The following is an 18,246-nucleotide window of genomic DNA, read 5'->3' as shown; positions in this document are numbered from 1 at the left end:
ATTGTCCTCCCGTCCCTAGAACAGCTTCAGGAAGTTGATGTAGAAGCGCGGCGCCTTGCCGTTGTCATGGTCGATCTCCTTGGCAGACACCGAGCGGGTCAGCGGGAAGGCGACCTCCGGCGAGACGTAGGTATCCGGGTAGACGTTGTAGTGGGCGCCGACCCCGGTGGAGGACAGGCTTTCGCTGCTGACCCAGGTGGGGTCCTTGCTCCAGACCTTACCGAAGTCCCAGAAGGTGTAGTACTGGGTCGGGACCGTGTAGTTCTTCAGGGTGTGGATGCGGTTGTACTGCAGCTCGGTCTTGAGCGCGAAGCCGCTGTCACCAGTGATCTCGGACGGGTCGTAGCCACGGCCGAACTCGCTGCCGCCGACGCCGAATTGCTCGGGCGAGAGCAGCCGCTGACCGAAGGCGGTCTGCGCGGTGCCGGCGATGTACAGGTTCAGGCCATCCATGAGCATCGACAGGTCCTGCAGGCGCTGGGCGTCGACCTGGAGCTTGCTGAAGTCGGTTTCGCCACCCTCGCGGGACGGGTTCGCGCGCCCCTCGTTGCTGGCGCCCATGATCGCCAGCCCCTTGCTCAGCTCGGCCTTGACCAGGTTCTTTCCGCCGAAGGCATCGAACCAGTCGTAGCTTGCGCCGAGGCGGACCGCACGGATGCGGTCTTCGCTGGAGGGCGGCAGGCTCTTGTCGTCCAGGTACTCGGAAGTGCCGTTGTAGTAGGTGAAGGCCGCAGAGGTCTTGAAGGTCTCGTCGCGCTGACGGATCCAGGGCCGAGTGATACGCACCGCGAAGGTATCGCCGGAGCTGTTCGCGTTGAGGAACGAGTAGGTGTCGGCATGGCCATCGTTGTGCTGGGCCAGGAAGCTCACCACGTCCCCTTTGCTACCCACCGGCAACTCGTACTGACCCTCGAAGAAGGTCATCTTGTCGCCTTCAATCGATTTGCCGGCGCGGATACCCAGGTGGTCGCCACGCCCTGAGAGGTCGTTGACCCCGACCCCACCGTAGACCTGCCAGGGCCCAAAGTAGCGACTATCTCTGTTGTCGAAGCCGAAAAAGCCTTCGTACTTACGGAGGGCGTTTTCGACAGCGAGGTCGGTGCCGTTCTCTACAGGAGATGCCTGAAGCATCCCACGACTATCGTTACCCGAGACGTCGTTCATGAGCAGTAGGTTGCGCTCGATGGTCTTGCTCGTAGGGGGTGTCTCTTTGCGGATGTTGTCGGCGTAACGCTCCAAAGCTTTGTTTGTCGGGCCAGTGAAGGTCACATCGTTCACATTGCCCTCAAAGACCTGAATGGTGAGGACGCCGCCCTCCAGGCGCTGCTGTGGGATGTAGGCCTTGGCAAGCAGGAAACCAGCCTTGCGATAGCGTTGCGTGATCGTGTCGACCACAGCATGGATCTCCTGCAGGTTGACCTGGTTTCCTTCCAAGCGTTTGGCCACCGAGTCAAAGGTGCCGACGGGATAGCTGTTCGCACCTACGATGTTCACCTTGGTTACCAGGAATCGGGTCATGTGGCCGGGTAGGGCGGTCATCTCCTGCGGGGCCTCTTCAATTTCAGGAGTGATGACGGTTTCAGGCAGTTCCAGCGTGCCGGGCATCTGCGTAGCAGAAGAGCGGTTGCCAGTCCTGTCCGGAACCTCTACCCGGCCGGGGTTGAGCTGCCCCAACGGGGCAGCGATTGCGTTGGTTCCACTGATGAGCAGCAGTCCTGAAAGCACTGCCACAGCCAGCCTACTCAAGTTCGACGGATGCGTTTTCATGGCTATTTCCCTCCCTTGGCCGGAGCCTTGAGGTCATGCGGGATCACGCTCCGGTTCCAATCGGGGACGACGAACTTGCCATCCTTGAAGTGACTGTTGGCGTAGCTCAGCACGTCCTGGATGTTCGGCACGGTGCTGGTTTTTTCGCCGTAGGAGCGAGGTTTACAGATCAATTGCACGGCGTAGGTGCGAATCACGGCCGGCGAGACCGAGTAATTGGCTGAGACAGCAGATGGCGATTCGACGGCGATACAGCGCGCGTTACCTGGGGACTGCGAGGTGACCGGCAACAGCGGCACGCCGGGCTGCTCAGGGGGAATTGGCGCCAGCTGGCCGGTGATGGTCATCGCACCGTCTTTGAAGGTCACGGTGTAGTTGGTGCCGGCGCTGAAGCTGCCTTCCTGACCAATGCGATACTGGCCAGCTTCTTCACCAGGTTCTCGCGACAGCTGTCCTTGCACGAGGCTTGTCGACTCGCCGCGCTTCATGCCTGAGACGCTGTAGGTCAGTGCAGGATCGCTTTCGCCCTGGCGCTTGGTCTTGTTGTCTGCCGTCACTTGCAGCGGGGCGGGCGTGACCTGCAGATTGCCGTCCTTGAACACCATGGTGTAGTTGCTGCTGGTGAGACGGACATTGCCCTGGGTGATGGCGTAACCCTCAGGCGTGACGTTTTCTCCAGAGATGCGCGCCAGGCTGCCAGTGGTGACCGAGGCGGCGCTGTCGCCGTTCTTCAGGCCGGCGACGCTGTAGGTGAGCGTCGGGTCGAGGTCGCCGTAGACCTTTGTCTTGTGGTCGGCGGTGACGGTCAGCTCGGCCGGGGTGATCGCCAGCTTGCCTTCGTTGAAGGTCAGGATGTAGTTGCCGTTTGAGCCCAGCGAGCCTTGGCCGATGCCGTAGCTGCCGACGTTCTCGCCGGCTGCGCGGCCTGCACTTCCGCTGATCACGGAAGCCGCACTGTCGCCGTTCTTCAACCCGCTCACGCGGTAGGTCAGGGACGGATCGATTTCGCCGTAGACCTTGGAGTGGTCGTCGAAATCGATCTGCAGGGTGGCAGGCGTGATGGTGAAGGTGCCGTCCACATACTGCAGAAGGTAGTTCTGACTCGTGCTCTTCAGGTCGCCCTGGCCGATGGCGTAGCCTCCGGCCTTCACATCCTCGCCGGCCTGGCGAGCGATGTTACCGCTGAGCACTGAAGATTGCTGGTCGCCACCCTTCAGCCCGCTGACCTGATAGCTGAGCGCAGGATCGATCTCGCCATAGACCTTGGTCTTGTCGTCTGCGCGCACCATGAGGGTGGCGGGGGTAATGGTGAAGGTGCCGCCCTGGTAGTTGAGGATGTAGTTCTGTGAAGCTTTGCCAGTCAGTCCCAGATCACCCTGGTTGATGGCATAGCCCCCATCTTTCACATCCTCACCGGCCTGGCGTGCCAGTTGGCCTGCCAGCGCCTGGGTTGCTGTGTCCGCTCCTTTAAGGCCACTGACCTGATAGCTCAACGATGGGTCGAGATCGCCATAGACCTTGCCCGTGTTATCCGCCGTTACCGTGAGGCTGGCGGGGGTAATGGTCAGCTTGCCGTCCTCGAACTCCAGAACGTAGTTCTTGCCCTGGGTATTGTTCAGGCCAAGCTCGCCCTGGTGGATTGTGTAGCCACCCGCACGGACGTCCTCGCCGGCTTCCCGACCGAGCGCGCCTTTCAGCACGTCGGCTGCTGTATCGCCGTTTTTCAGCCCTGAGACGATCTGGGTCAGCGCAGGGTCGGCATCGCCATAGACCTTGGATTTGTCCTCAGCCTTGACCTTCAGGGTGGCCGGGGTGATGGCGAGTTTTCCGTCAACGAAGGTCAGCACATAGTTGCTGTTTTCACTGAGCCCCAGCTCTCCCTGGCGAATGGCGTAGTCACCCACGTTCTGACCGGGGTCGCGGCCGAGCCCCTTGCCATTGAGCACGTCGCTCTGTTTGTCGCCATTTTTCAGGCCCGAGACCTTATAGCTCAGTTCAGGATCGAGTTCGCCATACACCTTTGTCTTGTCATCGGCGGACACTGTCAGTGTCGCGGGCGTGATTTTGAAATCGTTGCCCGTGAAGCTCAGGACATAGTTCTGGCCTTTCCCAGACGTCAGATCGAGATCTCCCTGACGGATGCCATAGGTGCCAACATTCTGGCCCTGGTCGCGCGCCAGCCCACCGCCGAGAACGTCGGCCTGGGTATCCCCATTCTTCAGACCGCTGACGATGTAGGTGAGGGCTGGGTCGAGATCGCCGTACACCTTGGTCTTTCCATCGGCCTGGACTGTCAGCGTGGCGGGGGTAATGTAGAAATCTCCGTCCACGTAGCGCAGCACATAGTTCTGACCGGCTGCTGCGTTCAGATCCAAGGTGCCTTGGTGAATGCCATATCGACCGACGTCAGTGCCGGCATCCCTTTGCAGGGTGCCGCCGTTCAGCACACTCGACTGGGTGTCGTCGCGCTTGAGCCCAGTCACCTCGAAGGTAAGCGCCGGGTCAGAATCACCGTAGACCTTGGACTGCTTGTTGGCCGTGACGGTCAGCTCGGCGGGCGTGATGCTGAAGATCCCGTCGTGGAATTGCAGGATGTAGTTGGTGCTGAGTAGTGCCAGGTCGCCTTGGGTGATCCCGTAGGTACTCACGTTCTCGCCGGCATCGCGTTTGAGTCCACCACCGCCGACAACGTCAGTCTGCTTATCACCGTTCTTCAGACCGGTGACCTGGTAGGTGAGCGACGGATCGGCATCGCCGTAGACTTTGCTCTGGTTATCCGCCTGGACATCCAGTGTCGCGGGGGTGATCTGCAACTGCCCGTCGACGAACCGCAGCCTGTAGTTGCCACCCAGGCCATTGTTCAGATCCAGTTGACCTTGGTCGATGCCGTAGCGGCCAACATTCTCGCCAGCCTGGCGGGAAAGGGCTCCGCCGTTGAGCAGGTCGTCCGAGGTATGGCCGAGCTTGGCGCCGGAGAGTTCATAGTCCAGTTTCGGATCGACATCGCCGTAGGTCTTGCTCTTGTCCTTGGCGGTCACAGTGAGTTCAGCAGGGTTGACGATCAGCTGTCCCGCCTGGACAGAGGTCTGGTAGCGGTTAGCAACGAAGCCGTCTGCCAGAACCTTGCCTTCGACTTGATACTGGCCAACATCGGAATGTTCGTTGGCAGCAGTGCTCGTTTCGACCTTGGTGTCAAAACGGTTCTGGTTGAGCTGACGATCTACGAAGTCGTCCACACCCTTCACCGCTTTGCTGTTTTCGGATGCGCCGGCAGTCAGTCCCACGGAGGCCTGAAACTCAGGGTTGGCGTCCCCATACTCCCGTTGGACGTCATGCACTTTTCCTTCAAGTTGAGCGGTTTGATTTTTTAGCGTGACCCCGCCGACCTTGCTGGTGTCTTGCCCACTCAGGAAAGTCACAATGGCCTGGTCATAAGGGTTGCCGTTGGAAAGCCCCGCGAGATCAGCGGTGACTGATTTTGTTGAACTACCGAGGTCAACGAGTAACTTGTCCGATGTGCCGCTTGCATAGTTACGGTTGATGCCGTCGGGGTTGACTGGATTGTTGATGTCTCCAGCACCATTTTGAACGCCAATGCCATTGTTTGTGTACGATACCTGGCCTTGATTAGTCCCAAAACTAAATCCTGGCGGTAGCACGCCGTTGGTATTCACGCCATTTCGAGTAACGGTTACACCGCCGCTCGTTGCGCTTATGACCCAGGTGACGGGATTTACACCTGGCTCGACGAAGGTGAGCGAGGTGATGTAATAGAAAGAGTCTTTGGCTACTTCATTACCTTTGTTATTAACAACAGCGCCCGCCTCGAAGACAAGGTATTGGAATTCAGAGCCATCGGCAGGAGCCAGAGGATGAACTTCTTGGTTGTGCTCTCTGAAAACAGTTTCACCCACTTTTTTGATAGTGGTAGAGCCAACCCCCGTCATGCTCTCGCCACTGACGCCTGGGTTCTCAACTGTTCCAGTATTTACTTCCGAGGCAGAAGAGGTTTGGTTGTAGATGAATTTGCCGTTGCTAGCTTTCCCGGCTAACGTACCCGCATGGTTAAGCGAACTGTCAAGCAGAACACTGGCACCTTCAGCGGCAATCTTTTTGCCTATGAGTGCCGTTCCGTCATCCTGGATAATTGAGCCACTATTAGATGTCTTTATCCAAATGGTTCCGCTGCCAACGTCGATGATTGCGCGCCCCATATATCCTGCATCACCAGTTGCTTGCCCAGTAGTGTTTTTGAGCATTACATCGCCAGTTGCCAGAATGACGAGATGTCCGTCTTTCAGGAGAATGGGTGCATTGATGTAAATCGAGCCGCTGTCGTTACGTTTGGCATCATTGAATGGATTATTGGTGTCAATATAATCAGTCAATGGTTTAACTGTACCGTTTGCTTGTAGCTTCAGTACATGGAATCCAGCATCTTGGGCGACTATCGCAGAATTGACGTTGATCCGATTATTCGCGCTGATGGTGATGTTTTGGTTTTTCAGGGAATTAACAATAGCAGCTGCAGAAACTGTATCGCTGCCAGGGGCGCCACCATTGGCTTCAATATTGACCGTTTCCGGATCGAGCAGCCATGTGCCCGAGTGTTGGCCGCCTGAAGCGTTGACCTCTGCTTCTGGCGATATTGTCAGCTGTTTGCCAGATGTCTCGACCTCGCCGCCTTTTTGGGCGCCCTGGGCACTGGCTGTCCCGCCGAAATGGGTCTTGCCATCGCTCCAGACGACCACTTGGCCGCCATCGGTTTTGCCGTCCGCTTTGAGCTGAGCGCCTTTGGCAACGGTTGTGTTCTTGGCCGCTTGCTCGGGTCCTTTGCCCTGGAAGCTTCCGCCTACCAGCACCTTGCCGCCGCTGCCCTGGGTGCCGCTGGCATCAATTTTCGCGGTGCCGGCAACGTTCACTTCATCACCCAGCACCTTGATCTGGCCGCCATTCACGCCTTTGGCGCTGAGGTTGCCCGTGATGTTGGTCTGAGCGGAGCTGCCCAGCACGATGGTACCGCCATCATTGGTGACCGAGTCGGCCACGACGTTGCCGCCGATGTTGATCACCGAGTCCAGGTGTTTGGCCGCGCGGGCGGCGCTCATGGCCACGGTGCCGTTGCCGACGTCGATCTCGCCGCTGTTGTGCACGCCACCGGTAACGTCCGAATTGACGCTGCCTTTCTCGCCAGGCTCGCCGCTTACGGCAATGTTCAGTAGACCGTCACCGTGGAAGTCCAGGGTGGCCTGCGGCCCGGTTGCCAGCTGCACCATGCCCTTGCGTGCCTGGATGATCCCGGCGTTGTTCACCTGGGCGCCAAGCAGGGCCACCATGCCATTGTCGTGCACCGTGATGCGGCCCTGGTTGGTGACGTTGCCGGTGAGGGCGATGTCCAGCTTGCCGGTCTGCGCGAACTGTTTGGCCTGCTCCTCGGTCAGGAAGCCGGCGCTGGCGACTAGCGCGCTTGAAGAGATATGCGCCTTGGGTCCGACCATGATGCCATTGGGGTTGACGAGGATCAGCTGGCCGTTGGAGGTGACCGCCCCGTAAATCTTCGACGGGTCGCTGCCGATGACGCGATTGAGGGTGACCGATTTGCCGTCTGGCTGGTTGAAGGTGATCTTATGATCCTCACCGACATTGAAACGCTGCCAGTTGATCGCTGTGCGGGCCGTGGACGTGTTGACGTCCATGCTGTTGCCCTGCTGGGTGATGGTCGCCTGGCCGCCGATGACCTGGCCGCCTTGCGGCAGGTTGTCGGCGAGTACATAGGTCACCGGGAAGCTGGCCCCGGCCGAAGCCAGGGCGACAGCGATGCAGAGTGTGGTGAGCGGTGAACAAGGGTGTCCTTTTCCCGCCTTCGATTGAGTGCTCATCGAATTCTCCTGAGTGCGTTAGCTAGGAGAAATGATTCGCCTCGGGCCGAAGCCGGGTAAGCGTGCGTTCAGGCAATGCCTTGTAGTGCGATTCCTATCCTGGGGGCTTCATGCGATGGGGACGTTCATCACGACGACTGCCTCGAAGACCTGCACATCGTCCCTGGTGACCCGAAGGCTACCGTGCAGCAGATCGCTCAGCTCATCGGCCAGGGCAAGGTAGATGATTGGCGCGGCGCGCTTGCCCGCCGCTGCGATGTCACCTTTGAGCTGCAGCGTCCACTCCAGCTGTCCGGCCTCCTGTTCGAGGGACTCGAGCCGGATCGCGGCGCCTAACGCTCCCACATGTCGCATGTGCAGCAGCAGGGCCTTGAGCAGGTAGCCGTAGCGAACCGCATCCACCCACCCACGGGTATGGGAGGGAGCTCTGACGAGGGTCCAGGGTGGGATCATGTCACCCCCAAGGCCCTGGAGGTGACGCAGGGTCAGTTCGTTCAGGTCCTCGGGGAAGGGCGCCAGCGGAACCTCTCTCTGCTCCAGGCGTATCAGCTCGGAGACCGTCTGCACGGTCTCCAGGATGCGCTCCAGATGCGTGTCGACCTCGTCGTGGTCGTGGCCCGGGAGGATTCTCCGCAGGCTGGCGATGCTGGCGGCGATGTCCTCGCCCTGTTGCAGCAGGTAGTGGCCGCGGCGCTTCTGGAGCGACGAGACATAGGTCAGCTGGTCGCGCAGGGACTGGACCTGCTGGGTCTCCTCGTCCAGGTCCACGGAGGAACACAGCATGCCCAGCAGCTCGCCGTTTTCGTCCAGTACCGGATAGCCACTGTGCCTGAAGACCCGCCGTTGCCCGCGCACATAGATGGCGATCACCATCATGTAGGGGATGCGCTTTTCAACGGCGGCTTCGAAGGTCTTGCGCCCGTATGCCAGGTGCTCCTCGCCGATGAGACCCAGGTCGCGCTGCCGGGCGTCCAGCACCTGGTCCAGCGTCAGCTCGAAAAGCTGCAGGAAGGCCTGGTTCGCCGCGAGAATCCGGGTATCTGGCGCGCGCAGGCAGATGGGAAAGGGAATCTGGTTGAGCAGGTCATTGAAGGGGGCGGCGAGCTTGCCGGCGGCGGCGACCTGTTTCGGCAGGCCCGGGCGCTCCTCGAGCAAGCCGCGTTGCGCGGCGACCTGCAGCAGTTCGACCAGCGAGCGGGTGCCGGTCTTTTCCAGCAGGCGGGTCTTGTAGGTGCTGACGGTGCGGTCGCTGATCGCCAGCTCACCGGCGATCTGCTTCACCCGGTAGCCTTCGGCGAGGTAGTGCAGCACGGTCACCTCCCGCGCCGTCAACTGTTCCCCGGCGCCCTCGGCTGCGCTTGCGCCAGTTTCGAGGTGAATGGCCTTGGCCTGGAAATAGGTGCGCCCGGACAGCACCTTGGCTACCGCATCGAGGAAGGATTCGAGCGAGTCGTCCTTGGGCACGAAGCCCGCCGCCCCGGCCGCCAGGCAGAGGTGCTCGTACACATCGGCGGGCAGCGAGGTCAGCACCAGCACACGGGTGGCGGTCTTCCTGGCGACGATCCGCTTGATGACATCGAGGCCGCCCAGCTTGGGGATGTCGAGTTCCAGCACGACCAGGTCGGGTGCACGGGTGCGGAATTCGGTGAGTCCGTCGAGGCCGTTCCGGGCGACGCCGATTACGTCGTGGCCGGCGTTGCGCAGGGCGGTCTCGGCGCCCAGGGCGCTCAGCGGCTGCTGATCGATGAGGAGTATGTTGGCCATGCTTCGATCCGTGAGTCTGACGGCAACCGGGCTTGATGATAGACGCTGTATGACACGGATCGTTGAGTCACGGCTGCTCGCTCAGGCGATGCTGCCACCTATGGCGCCGATCAGTCGTTCGCCGACTCGAGCCTATGCAGCGGGCACTTGCCATGCAGGCGACGGTGCTCCAGCGGTGACATGCCAAACCAGCGCAGGTGCGCACGGCAGAACGACGCCGTACGGTTGTAGCCCAGCTCGCTGGCGATCTGGCCCACTGTCAGGTTGGTATGGCGCAGCAACTGCTCGGCCTGCTGGCGGCGGATCTGCTCGACGTGGCCCTCGAAGTCGACGCCTTCGCTGGCCAGGCGCCGCTGCAGGGTGCGTGGGTTCAGGGCCAGGTTGCGGGCGACCTGCTGGAGGTTGCAGCGGCTCCTGGGCAGCAGCATCTGGATATGGCGCTCCACCTTGCTGCGCAGGTTTTCGTCCTCGCTGCTCTGGGCCTCCAGGTAGAAGCGCACGATGGCGTGCAGCACCGCGTCGTGCTGGATGCACGGACGTTGCAGCGACACCGGCGAAAGGGCCAGGGCGTTGTGGGCCTGGCCGAACAGGACTGGGCAGCCAAAGTAGCGCCGATAAACCGCGATATCGGCCTGGGGCTGATGACGCAGCAGCACCGAACGCGGGCGGAAGGCCGCGCCCATCAGTTCGGAGATCAGCAGTTTGCCTTGCAGTACCGACTTCTCGACGATCTGCGGGATGTCCTCGTTGCAGGGCAGGGTGTTCTCGAAATACAGCATCGCGCTGCCGGGTCGACGCTCCAGGCGGAACTGGATCGACGGGCTGTACAGGTGCATGTAGCGCAGCACTGCAACCAGTCCATCGCCCACGGTGGGCGCCGAGCGTGCCAGGTGCTGCAGCGGGCCGAGCAGTGAGGAGCCCTGGCGGGCCGCCAGCTCAAGCCCGAGCTCCGGCATGTTGATGGCGTGGGCGCTGCCCTCGAAAATCTGCACCAGGCTCTTGTAGGAAAACTTCTTCTCGAAATCGCCGACCACGTCGAGGTTGACGCGGTGGGGGGTAAGGTGGTCGCGCAGTGATGCGCCCTGCTCGGAGAGCAGTTCGCCAAACTGGAGAAAAGCGGTGCCGCGGATACTGTCCATGTGATCACACTGATTCGAATTACGGTCGAGCGGGGCGCTGCAAGCCCTGGTACCTGCCAGGAGCTCGGCTGCGGAGTAGGAAAAGTATTACGGGCTGACACAAAAGCGCAAACGAGGCCCGGACGCGCGGTCGCGTCCGGGCCGGTCGGCTTACTTGTTCTTGAGGGTCTGGTAGGACTTGAGCATGTCCGAGGCCCAGCCATCGAGCACGGCGCGCGCGTCCTTGGCCTGCATGACCTGGGAGGAGTTCTCCAGCTCGGTGCCGGCACCCTTGCGCACGACCTCGGCCACCACCTTGTTGCTGCCGCCGTCGAGGAAGGCTGCTTCGGTGGCAATGCTGGTGTCCTGGTCGCGAATGCCGGTGGCGGTGCTGATGCCGGCCGCGATCAGGGCGATCGGGATCACTTCGTAGGGTTGCAGGCCCTTGGTCGAGGCGCTGACGGCGGTGATCGCCGGGCGCACCACCAGCACGCCCGGGCCGGGGCCGGTGGCCAGCGGCAGGGCCTTGGAGAATTGGGTCTTCAGCGCCTGGTCATAGTACTGGGTGATGCCCGTCAGGGTGCTCGCCGGGATCTTCTCGGTGGGCTGCGGCTGCGGGTAGAGCTGGCTGGGTTCGATATAGACGCTGGAGAAGCGCTTCACGTCCACGTTCGGATCGATCCAGCGCATGACCGCTGCGCCGGAGGGCGATTTTTCTTCCTTGAGAATGCTGTAGTTCTTCAGGAACCCGGAATATTGCTCAGGCTCCACGTACTTGCTCGCACAACCTGACAGCGCAAGGGACGCGCCGCACAGCGTGGCCAGCAGAAACTTCGACTTCATCGTAATGCTCCTTAACGGTCATGGGATCAGGCAAGGGAGGTGATAGCAGTTTGCTTGTCATGAATATGTTGCGGCTGGTCTCAGAATCACCACGTTGCACCGTCGCCCAGTGCCTGCAGCGCGCCGTTCTCGTAGCCCCCGATGACGCAGTGCCGGTATGCGAGTCGGATCGCTCGCCTTCAGATCGCCCAGCCACAGGAGAGTGTAGGCGGCGCGTGCAGGCAGTCCATCGTTAGAATGGCAAATACTTTCAGCGACAGAACGGCGCCCCGACAGATACTCCTGATCGTTGACGTCTTCATTACATCCTTAAGAGGCTCCTGCGGCCTGTCAGCCTCTCAAGGAGAACCGGGCCGCGATTTACGCCAATTGATCTATTCATTTCGCGACACGTTGCAGGAAGACTCCAGGCTTTGCCTGCCGGCTGAACAGGCTATGCTAACGCGTCACTTGGGGGCGTCGGAGCGCGCCACAGCGGCCGCACAACCGACTCGAACGAACGCAGAACAAGGAAGAACAAGGTGAACACTCGCGAGCAGATCGCCAACCTGGAAGCCAGCATCGGATCGCAGGTACTGGGCCAGCAGCAGGGCATTCGACATATCCTGCTGGGTTTGCTGGCCAACGGCCATGTGCTGTTGGAGAGCCTCCCGGGGCTGGCGAAAACCCGCACGGTCAAGGCGCTTTCCACGCACCTGGATGCGCAGATGAGCCGTATCCAGTTCACGCCAGACCTGTTGCCTTCCGACATCACCGGCGGGGAGATCCTCCAGCAGACCGAGTCAGGCAACCAGCTCAAGTTCCAGCCCGGCCCGCTGTTCGGCAACGTTATCCTCGCCGACGAGATCAACCGCGCGCCGGCCAAGGTCCAGGCCGCACTGCTGGAGGCCATGGAGGAGCGGCAGATCACCGTGGCAGGGCAGACCCACGTCATGCCAGGGCTGTTCATGGTGCTGGCCACACAGAACCCCATCGAGCAGGAAGGCACCTATCCGCTGCCCGAGGCGCAGATGGACCGTTTCCTGATGAAGTTGCTCATCGACTATCCCAAGGTCGAGGACGAGACCCAGGTATTGCGCCTGGTGCGCGAAGAGGAGCAGCGCCAGCAGAGCGGCGGGGTGCCGCAACGGCCCGAGCAACTGCCGCAGGAAGTGATCTTCGCCGCGCGCCGCGAAGTGGGCCGGGTGCATGTGTCCGAGCCGCTGGACCGCTACCTGATGGATCTGATCAACGCCACGCGCCGGCCCGCCGACTACGACGCGGACCTGGCGCGCTGGATCAGGGTTGGCGCCAGCCCTCGCGGCGGCATCAGCCTGGACCGGGTGGCGCGCGCCCACGCCTGGCTCGACGGCAACGACTATGCCTCGCCCGACGACGTTCGCGCCGTGCTACATCCGGTGCTGCGTCACCGCCTGCTGCTGTCCTATGACGCGGTGGCCGATGGCGTGAGCGCCGACCAGGTGCTGGATCGCCTGCTCGATAAAGTGGCGGTTCCGGCGTAAGGACGCGGCCATGCAGGAGCAACGCCCCGACGCCGACGGATTCGTCTACGCCTCGCTGCCGCAGTTGATGCTGCTGGAACACCGGGTGCGCGACCTGAGTTTCCTCTCGCGGCAACCGCTGTCCAGCGTGCTGTCCGGCAACCACGCCGCGCGCCTGCGGGGCCGTGGCCTGAGCTTCGACGAGCTGCGCCAGTACAACCCCGGCGACGACCTGCGCCACCTGGACTGGCGCGCCTCGCTGCGCTACGGCAAACCCTTCGTACGCAGCTATACCGAAGAACGCGACCGGCCGACCCTGCTGCTGGTCGACCAGCGCATGAGCATGTATTTCGGCTCCCAGCGCAACTTCAAGTCGGTGACGGCCGCCGAGCTGGGCGCCATCGGCGCCTGGATGGCGTTCCACGCCGGGGACCGGGTGGGCGGCATCGTCTTCGATGACCATCACGTCGAACACGTACGACCGCTGCGCAGCCGGGCGCGGGTCGAGGCGCTGTGCTCGTCCATCGTCCGCTACAACCACGCGCTGCGGGCCACGCGCACCGAAGACGCATCGCCCGGCCAACTGGACCGGGTACTGCGCGAATGCCTGGGCATCGCCGGGCACGACCACCTGATCGTGATCGTCAGCGACTTCGCCGGGGTTTCCGAGCAGACCCTGCAGCTGCTGCGCCAGCTCAGTCGTCACAACGACGTGCTGGCCCTGCAGGTGTTCGACCCCATCGCACTGAAGATCCCCGATCGCGGACGGGTGACGGTGACCCAGGGTGAGCTGCAGGTCGAGCTGGAAGTGGAGCGGCGCCAGGTGCACCGCCCCTTGGGCGAATTCCTCTCCGGTCGCCTGAAGGACGTGGCCACCCTGCTGCGGCGCAGCCAGGTGCCGCTGATGATGTTCAGCACCGGGCGTGACAGCCTCGACCAGCTGCGCGCCGAGCTGGGCCGCCTGACCGGGGGGCTGCGATGAGCACGGCGAACGTCCCCAGCATCGATCAACTGCGCGAGCTGGCGCTTCCGGTACCGCCAGCCAGCTACTGGCCGCAGACCTGGGGCTGGCTGGTGCTGGCGCTCATTCTGCTGGCGCTGCTGCTGGCCGGGTGCGTCTGGCGTTATCTGCGCTGGCGGCGCGATCGCTACCGGCGCGAGGCACTGGCGCGGCTCGACGAGCTGGCGCAGGCGCTGAACGACCCGCAGGGCCGTCTGGGCGCGCTGCGCGAGCTGCCGCAACTGGTGAAGCGCGTAGCCCTGTCGATGCCGGCGGGGGAAGCGGCTGCGCGTCTGGGGGGAAGCCAGTGGCAGGTATTCCTTGAGCGTCATGGCACGGCGCCAGTGCCGGCGGATTTCGCCCAGCGCCTGGCGCTGCTGGCCTACGCCCCGGCGGAGCGCATTGCGGCGCTGGCGGATCACGAAGTGCACGCGCTGCTCAGCGTGAGCCGGCAATGGATCGAGGCTCACCGTGTGGCAGTTTGACTATCCCTGGCTGTTGTTCCTGCTGCCGCTGCCCTGGCTGGCGTACCGCTATCTGGGGCGCTATGCCGAGGCCCGCAGCGCGCTGCGCGTACCGTTCTTCGCGGCCATGAGCCAGGCCGCCGGGCAGGTGCCGGGCAGCGCCAGTGCCAGCGGGGGGCGCTGGCAACTGCCGCTGAACCTGCTGGTGTGGGGGCTGGTCCTCGCCGCGTGTGCGCGGCCGGTACTGGTGGAAAAGCCCATTGAGCACGAGCAGCCGATCCGCGACCTGATGCTGGCCATCGACATCTCGCAATCCATGCAGACCACGGACTACAGCGCGCCGGACGGTACCCGGGTGGATCGCCTGACGGCCGTGAAGGACGTGGTCCGCGACTTCATCGCCAAGCGCAAGGACGACCGCATCGGCCTGATCGTCTTCGGCACTGCGGCCTACCCGCAGGCGCCGCTGACCCTGGACCACGGCAGCCTGGGCATCCTGCTCGACGAAGTCGGCATCGGCATGGCCGGGCCGAACACCGCCCTGGGCGATGCCATCGGCCTGACGGTGAAGCTGCTCGACAACGCCCAGGAACAGGAGAAGGTGCTGATACTGCTCACCGACGGCAACGACACCGGCAGCGCCATCACCCCGGACCACGCCGCCGCCATCGCCCGCGACCATGGCGTCGTGGTGCACACCATCGGTATCGGCGACCCCGAGGCCACCGGCGACGCCAAGGTCGACCTGAAAACCCTGCAGGACATCGCCACCACCACCGGTGGACGGTTCTTCCGCGCCGGCGACCGTGATGCCCTGGAACAGGTCTACACGACTCTCGACCAGATCACCCCGCACCGCGTGAAAACCCTGAGTCACCAGCCCAAGCGAGACCTGTTCTGGCTGCCTTTGGGGGCGGCGTTGCTCGCGCTGTCGCTGGCGCACGGTGTGGCGGCCCTGGCCTCGCGAGTCAGCGCGCCGCGCCGGCGGCGAGCCAGGGTAGAGGAGGGCTGAGATGGACATCGACCTGAGCGCCTTCCACTTCCTGCGTCCGTTGTGGCTGCTGGTGCTGATCCCCGGCGTGCTCCTGCCGCTGCTGTGGGCACGTCGCCATGACCTGGCACGCCGACTCGATGGCGTTATCGCGCCGCATCTGCTGAAGCACCTGGTCATCACCCCGCGCGACAACCAGCGCCTGCGCCCGGTGCATCTCCTGGCCGCGCTGCTGGTGTTGGGCGGCGTGGCGGCCGCCGGCCCGACCTGGGAGCAAGACCGCCCGGACTTCCTCGACAACCGCGCGCCGCTGATTCTTGCCGTGGACCTGTCCGCCTCGATGGACGCCGACGACGTGCCGCCCTCGCGCCTGGCAGCCGCCAAGCACAAGCTGCACGACCTCATCCAGCGCCGCGCGGGCAGTCGCGTCGCGCTGCTCGCCTATGCCGGCAGCGCCCATCTGGTGCTGCCGGCCACCGACGATCCGGCGTTGCTCGACAGCTTCCTGCAAGCCCTGTCGACCCGCCTGATCGAGCGCAGCGGCAAGGACGCACTGGGCTCCATCCGCCTCGCCAAGCGCCTGCTGGCGGCCGAACAGTCCCCGGGCACCCTGGTGCTGGTCACCGACGGCGCCGATGCCAGCCAGTTCGATGCGATCGGCCAGGAGCTGCAGGGCAGCGACCTGCAGGTGCTGGTGCTGGCGGTTGGCAGCCAGGATGGCGGCCTGTTGCCTGGTGCCAATGGCCAATCGCGGCTCGATGACCAGGGCCGGCCGCAACTCGGCCGCTTCGACGCGGAGGGTCTCAAGGGTCTGGCCGATGCGGCGAATGCGCCCCTGGGCAGCCTGACCTTGAATGACGACGTGCTGGACTGGATCGAGCTGCACGCTCAGCAACACTTCCAGGCGGTGCGCGGTGACGATCAGACGGTGCACTGGAAAGACGCCGGCTACTGGCTGTGCTGGCCGCTGTTATTGCTGGCGTTGTTCAGCGTGCGCCGTGGCTGGCGGGTGCACTGGCTGAGCGGCGTGCTGCTGGCCCTGGGCCTGGGCTTGCCGCCGCAGCCTGCACACGCAGGCGCCCTGGCGGATGCTTTCTTCACCCCGGATCAGCAGGGCCGCTGGGCCTTCGAGCACGGGCACTATCCGCAGGCGGCCGAGCATTTCGACGACGCCTACTGGAAGGGGCTGGCCGCCTACCGCGCCGCCGAATTCGACGTTGCGCTGGCCAGTTTCGCCCGCCTGGACAGTGCGCCGGGGTATTTCTACCTGGGCAATACCTATGTGCGCCTGTCGAAGTTCGAGCAGGCCATTGCGGCCTATCAGCAGGCGCTACGGGTACAGGCGGACTTCCCCGAAGCCCAGGCCAACCTAGCCCTGGCCCAGGCGCTGCTGAAGGACCGCGACGACCAGCAGGAGGCCGGGCCGCCGGACGAGAAGGCCGACAAGATCGAGTTCGACAACAAGACCGGCAAGGGCAAAACGGTGCAAATGAAGAGTCAGCAGGCCAGCTCGGACCAGCTGTGGCTGAACAACCTGACGACGTCGCCGGAGCAGTTCCTGCGGCGCAAGTTCCAGCTGCAGGATGCCGCCAGGGAGACCGCGCCATGAGGCTGCTCGCCGTCCTGCTGATGCTGCTGGTGCCGCTTTGGGGCCTGGCCGCGGAATCCGAAAACACCGCCGGGCCGGACGTCAGGGTACGCAGCCAACTGCTGCCAGCGGACTCGGCCCTGGTCGGCGGCACCGTCAGCCTGCAGGTCGATCTGCTGGTGGACACCTGGTTCAGCGCTGCGCCCCGCTTGCCCAAGCTGAACCTGGACGGTGCGGTGGTCTCCGACCCCGGCGGCGAAGCCGTTCACCTGAACGAGGAGATCGACGGCAAGCCGTTCTTCGGCCTGCGCTTCACCTACCAGATCACCCCGCAACAGGCAGGCTCCTTCGTGATACCTGCGCTGGACATCCAGGTCACGCCCGGCCAGGGCAACGGCCCGGTCACCGTGCACAGCGCTGAACAGCGCTTCGTCGCCCGGCAGCCGGCGGGCGCAGGGGAGGGCGTACAGCGGCTGGTGGCGCGGCAGGTCACCCTGACCCAGACGCTCAAACGCTCCCATGAGCCGCTGCGGGTCGGCGACAGCATCGAGCGACGCCTGCACGTCGAGGCCGTGGGCGCGCAAGCGATGCTGATTCCACCGCCCGGTTTCGCCGAGATCAGCGGCTTGCAGCGCTACGTCCAGCCGCCCAGCGTTCGGCCCCTGAGCGACGGTCGTGGCGGTGTCAACGGCGGCATGCGTGACGATGCGGTGAGCTATGTGGTCAAGGAGGGGGGCAAGTACCAGCTGCCAGCCATCGAGTTGCACTGGTGGGACGCCGCCAGCGGCGAGGCTCGTACGGTTTCGGTGCCGGCGCTGGAGATCGAGGCGGCGGCCGCCGCTGGCTACCAGGCGCCGTTCTCGATCACCGAGGACCTGCGCGAACTGGGCCGCAAGACGCAGGTGCGCATCGCCGGGCACTGGCTGTTCCTGCTCGGCGCCTTGCTGTTCGTGGGCGGGGCGGGCTACGCCTGGCGCACATGGGGAGGCGCGCTGATCGGCACATGGAGGCGCTGGCGTCAGGTGCGCCGCCAGGCCTGGCTGGAGTCTCCGGAATACGCCTGGCAGCAGGTTCGCAGCCAACTCGAAGGCACGCCGACCGAGCTGGGCGCGCTTTACCTGTGGATTCGTCGGACCAGCGGTTGTCGTGAAATGAGTAAACACATGTGCGATCTGTCCGACGCTGTGCGCAAACCTTTGCTAGGTTTTCTCAGGACTCGCTACGGGCGCGGTCGCAGCGAGGGCGCCCCGGCCGAGCTGATCGACGCTCTGCCGAAGCTGCGGCAGGCCACTGCCCAGCACTCCAACATCTCCTCGGGGAAACACGGCCTGAAGCCGCTGAACCCGTGAGC

At 63.4% G+C, this 18,246-nt stretch carries 11 protein-coding genes; 6 read left to right on the top strand and 5 right to left on the bottom strand.

Annotated features, from left to right (window positions below; all coding sequences use genetic code 11):
- Nucleotides 1–15: 15 nt before the first annotated feature.
- The 5 genes from O6P39_RS13885 to O6P39_RS13865 all read right to left on the bottom strand — a co-directional run bounded on the left by O6P39_RS13885 (nucleotide 16) and on the right by O6P39_RS13865 (nucleotide 11,371).
- Complete coding sequence (locus O6P39_RS13885; RefSeq protein ID WP_275607091.1) at nucleotides 16–1,767, bottom strand: ShlB/FhaC/HecB family hemolysin secretion/activation protein; 1,752 nt, start codon at nucleotides 1,765–1,767, stop codon at nucleotides 16–18.
- A gap of 2 nt (nucleotides 1,768–1,769) precedes the next feature.
- Nucleotides 1,770–7,646 (bottom strand): MBG domain-containing protein, encoded by a 5,877-nt coding sequence (locus O6P39_RS13880; RefSeq protein ID WP_275607090.1) that lies wholly within the window; start codon nucleotides 7,644–7,646, stop codon nucleotides 1,770–1,772.
- Nucleotides 7,647–7,754: 108 nt separating this feature from the next.
- Nucleotides 7,755–9,410 carry a LuxR C-terminal-related transcriptional regulator gene (locus O6P39_RS13875; protein ID WP_275607089.1) on the bottom strand — a complete coding sequence of 552 codons (1,656 nt, stop codon included), beginning with the start codon at nucleotides 9,408–9,410 and terminating at the stop codon, nucleotides 7,755–7,757.
- A 110-nt stretch (nucleotides 9,411–9,520) separates the two neighbouring features.
- Complete coding sequence (locus O6P39_RS13870) at nucleotides 9,521–10,549, bottom strand: AraC family transcriptional regulator (RefSeq protein WP_275607088.1); 1,029 nt, start codon at nucleotides 10,547–10,549, stop codon at nucleotides 9,521–9,523.
- A 150-nt stretch (nucleotides 10,550–10,699) separates the two neighbouring features.
- A complete protein-coding gene (locus O6P39_RS13865; protein WP_275607087.1) occupies nucleotides 10,700–11,371 on the bottom strand; it encodes a DUF3313 domain-containing protein in 672 nt (223 codons plus the stop codon).
- A gap of 521 nt (nucleotides 11,372–11,892) precedes the next feature.
- Between O6P39_RS13865 and O6P39_RS13860 the strand changes: the two genes are divergently transcribed.
- The 6 genes from O6P39_RS13860 to O6P39_RS13835 are packed head-to-tail and all read left to right on the top strand — an operon-like array spanning nucleotide 11,893 to nucleotide 18,244.
- Nucleotides 11,893–12,873, top strand: a complete 981-nt coding sequence (locus O6P39_RS13860; protein WP_275607086.1) for a MoxR family ATPase — start codon at nucleotides 11,893–11,895, stop codon at nucleotides 12,871–12,873.
- A gap of 10 nt (nucleotides 12,874–12,883) precedes the next feature.
- Nucleotides 12,884–13,834 (top strand): DUF58 domain-containing protein, encoded by a 951-nt coding sequence (locus O6P39_RS13855; RefSeq protein WP_275607085.1) that lies wholly within the window; start codon nucleotides 12,884–12,886, stop codon nucleotides 13,832–13,834.
- Nucleotides 13,831–14,337, top strand: a complete 507-nt coding sequence (locus O6P39_RS13850; protein ID WP_275607084.1) for a DUF4381 domain-containing protein — start codon at nucleotides 13,831–13,833, stop codon at nucleotides 14,335–14,337. Before O6P39_RS13855 ends, O6P39_RS13850 begins: the two co-directional genes overlap by 4 nt.
- Entirely contained in the window at nucleotides 14,324–15,328 is a 1,005-nt protein-coding gene (locus O6P39_RS13845) for a VWA domain-containing protein (RefSeq protein ID WP_275607083.1), read from the top strand. The genes O6P39_RS13850 and O6P39_RS13845 overlap by 14 nt, the downstream gene beginning before the upstream one ends.
- A 1-nt stretch (nucleotide 15,329) precedes the next feature.
- The gene (locus tag O6P39_RS13840; protein ID WP_275607082.1) at nucleotides 15,330–16,916 is read left to right on the top strand and encodes a VWA domain-containing protein; all 1,587 of its coding nucleotides are present in this window, start codon (nucleotides 15,330–15,332) and stop codon (nucleotides 16,914–16,916) included.
- The gene (locus tag O6P39_RS13835) at nucleotides 16,913–18,244 is read left to right on the top strand and encodes a hypothetical protein (RefSeq protein WP_275607081.1); all 1,332 of its coding nucleotides are present in this window, start codon (nucleotides 16,913–16,915) and stop codon (nucleotides 18,242–18,244) included. Before O6P39_RS13840 ends, O6P39_RS13835 begins: the two co-directional genes overlap by 4 nt.
- Nucleotides 18,245–18,246: the final 2 nt, after the last annotated feature.

This window comes from Pseudomonas sp. PSE14 (genome assembly GCF_029203285.1).
GTDB lineage: Bacteria > Pseudomonadota > Gammaproteobacteria > Pseudomonadales > Pseudomonadaceae > Pseudomonas.
This window is presented reverse-complemented; position numbering and strand designations above follow the sequence as displayed.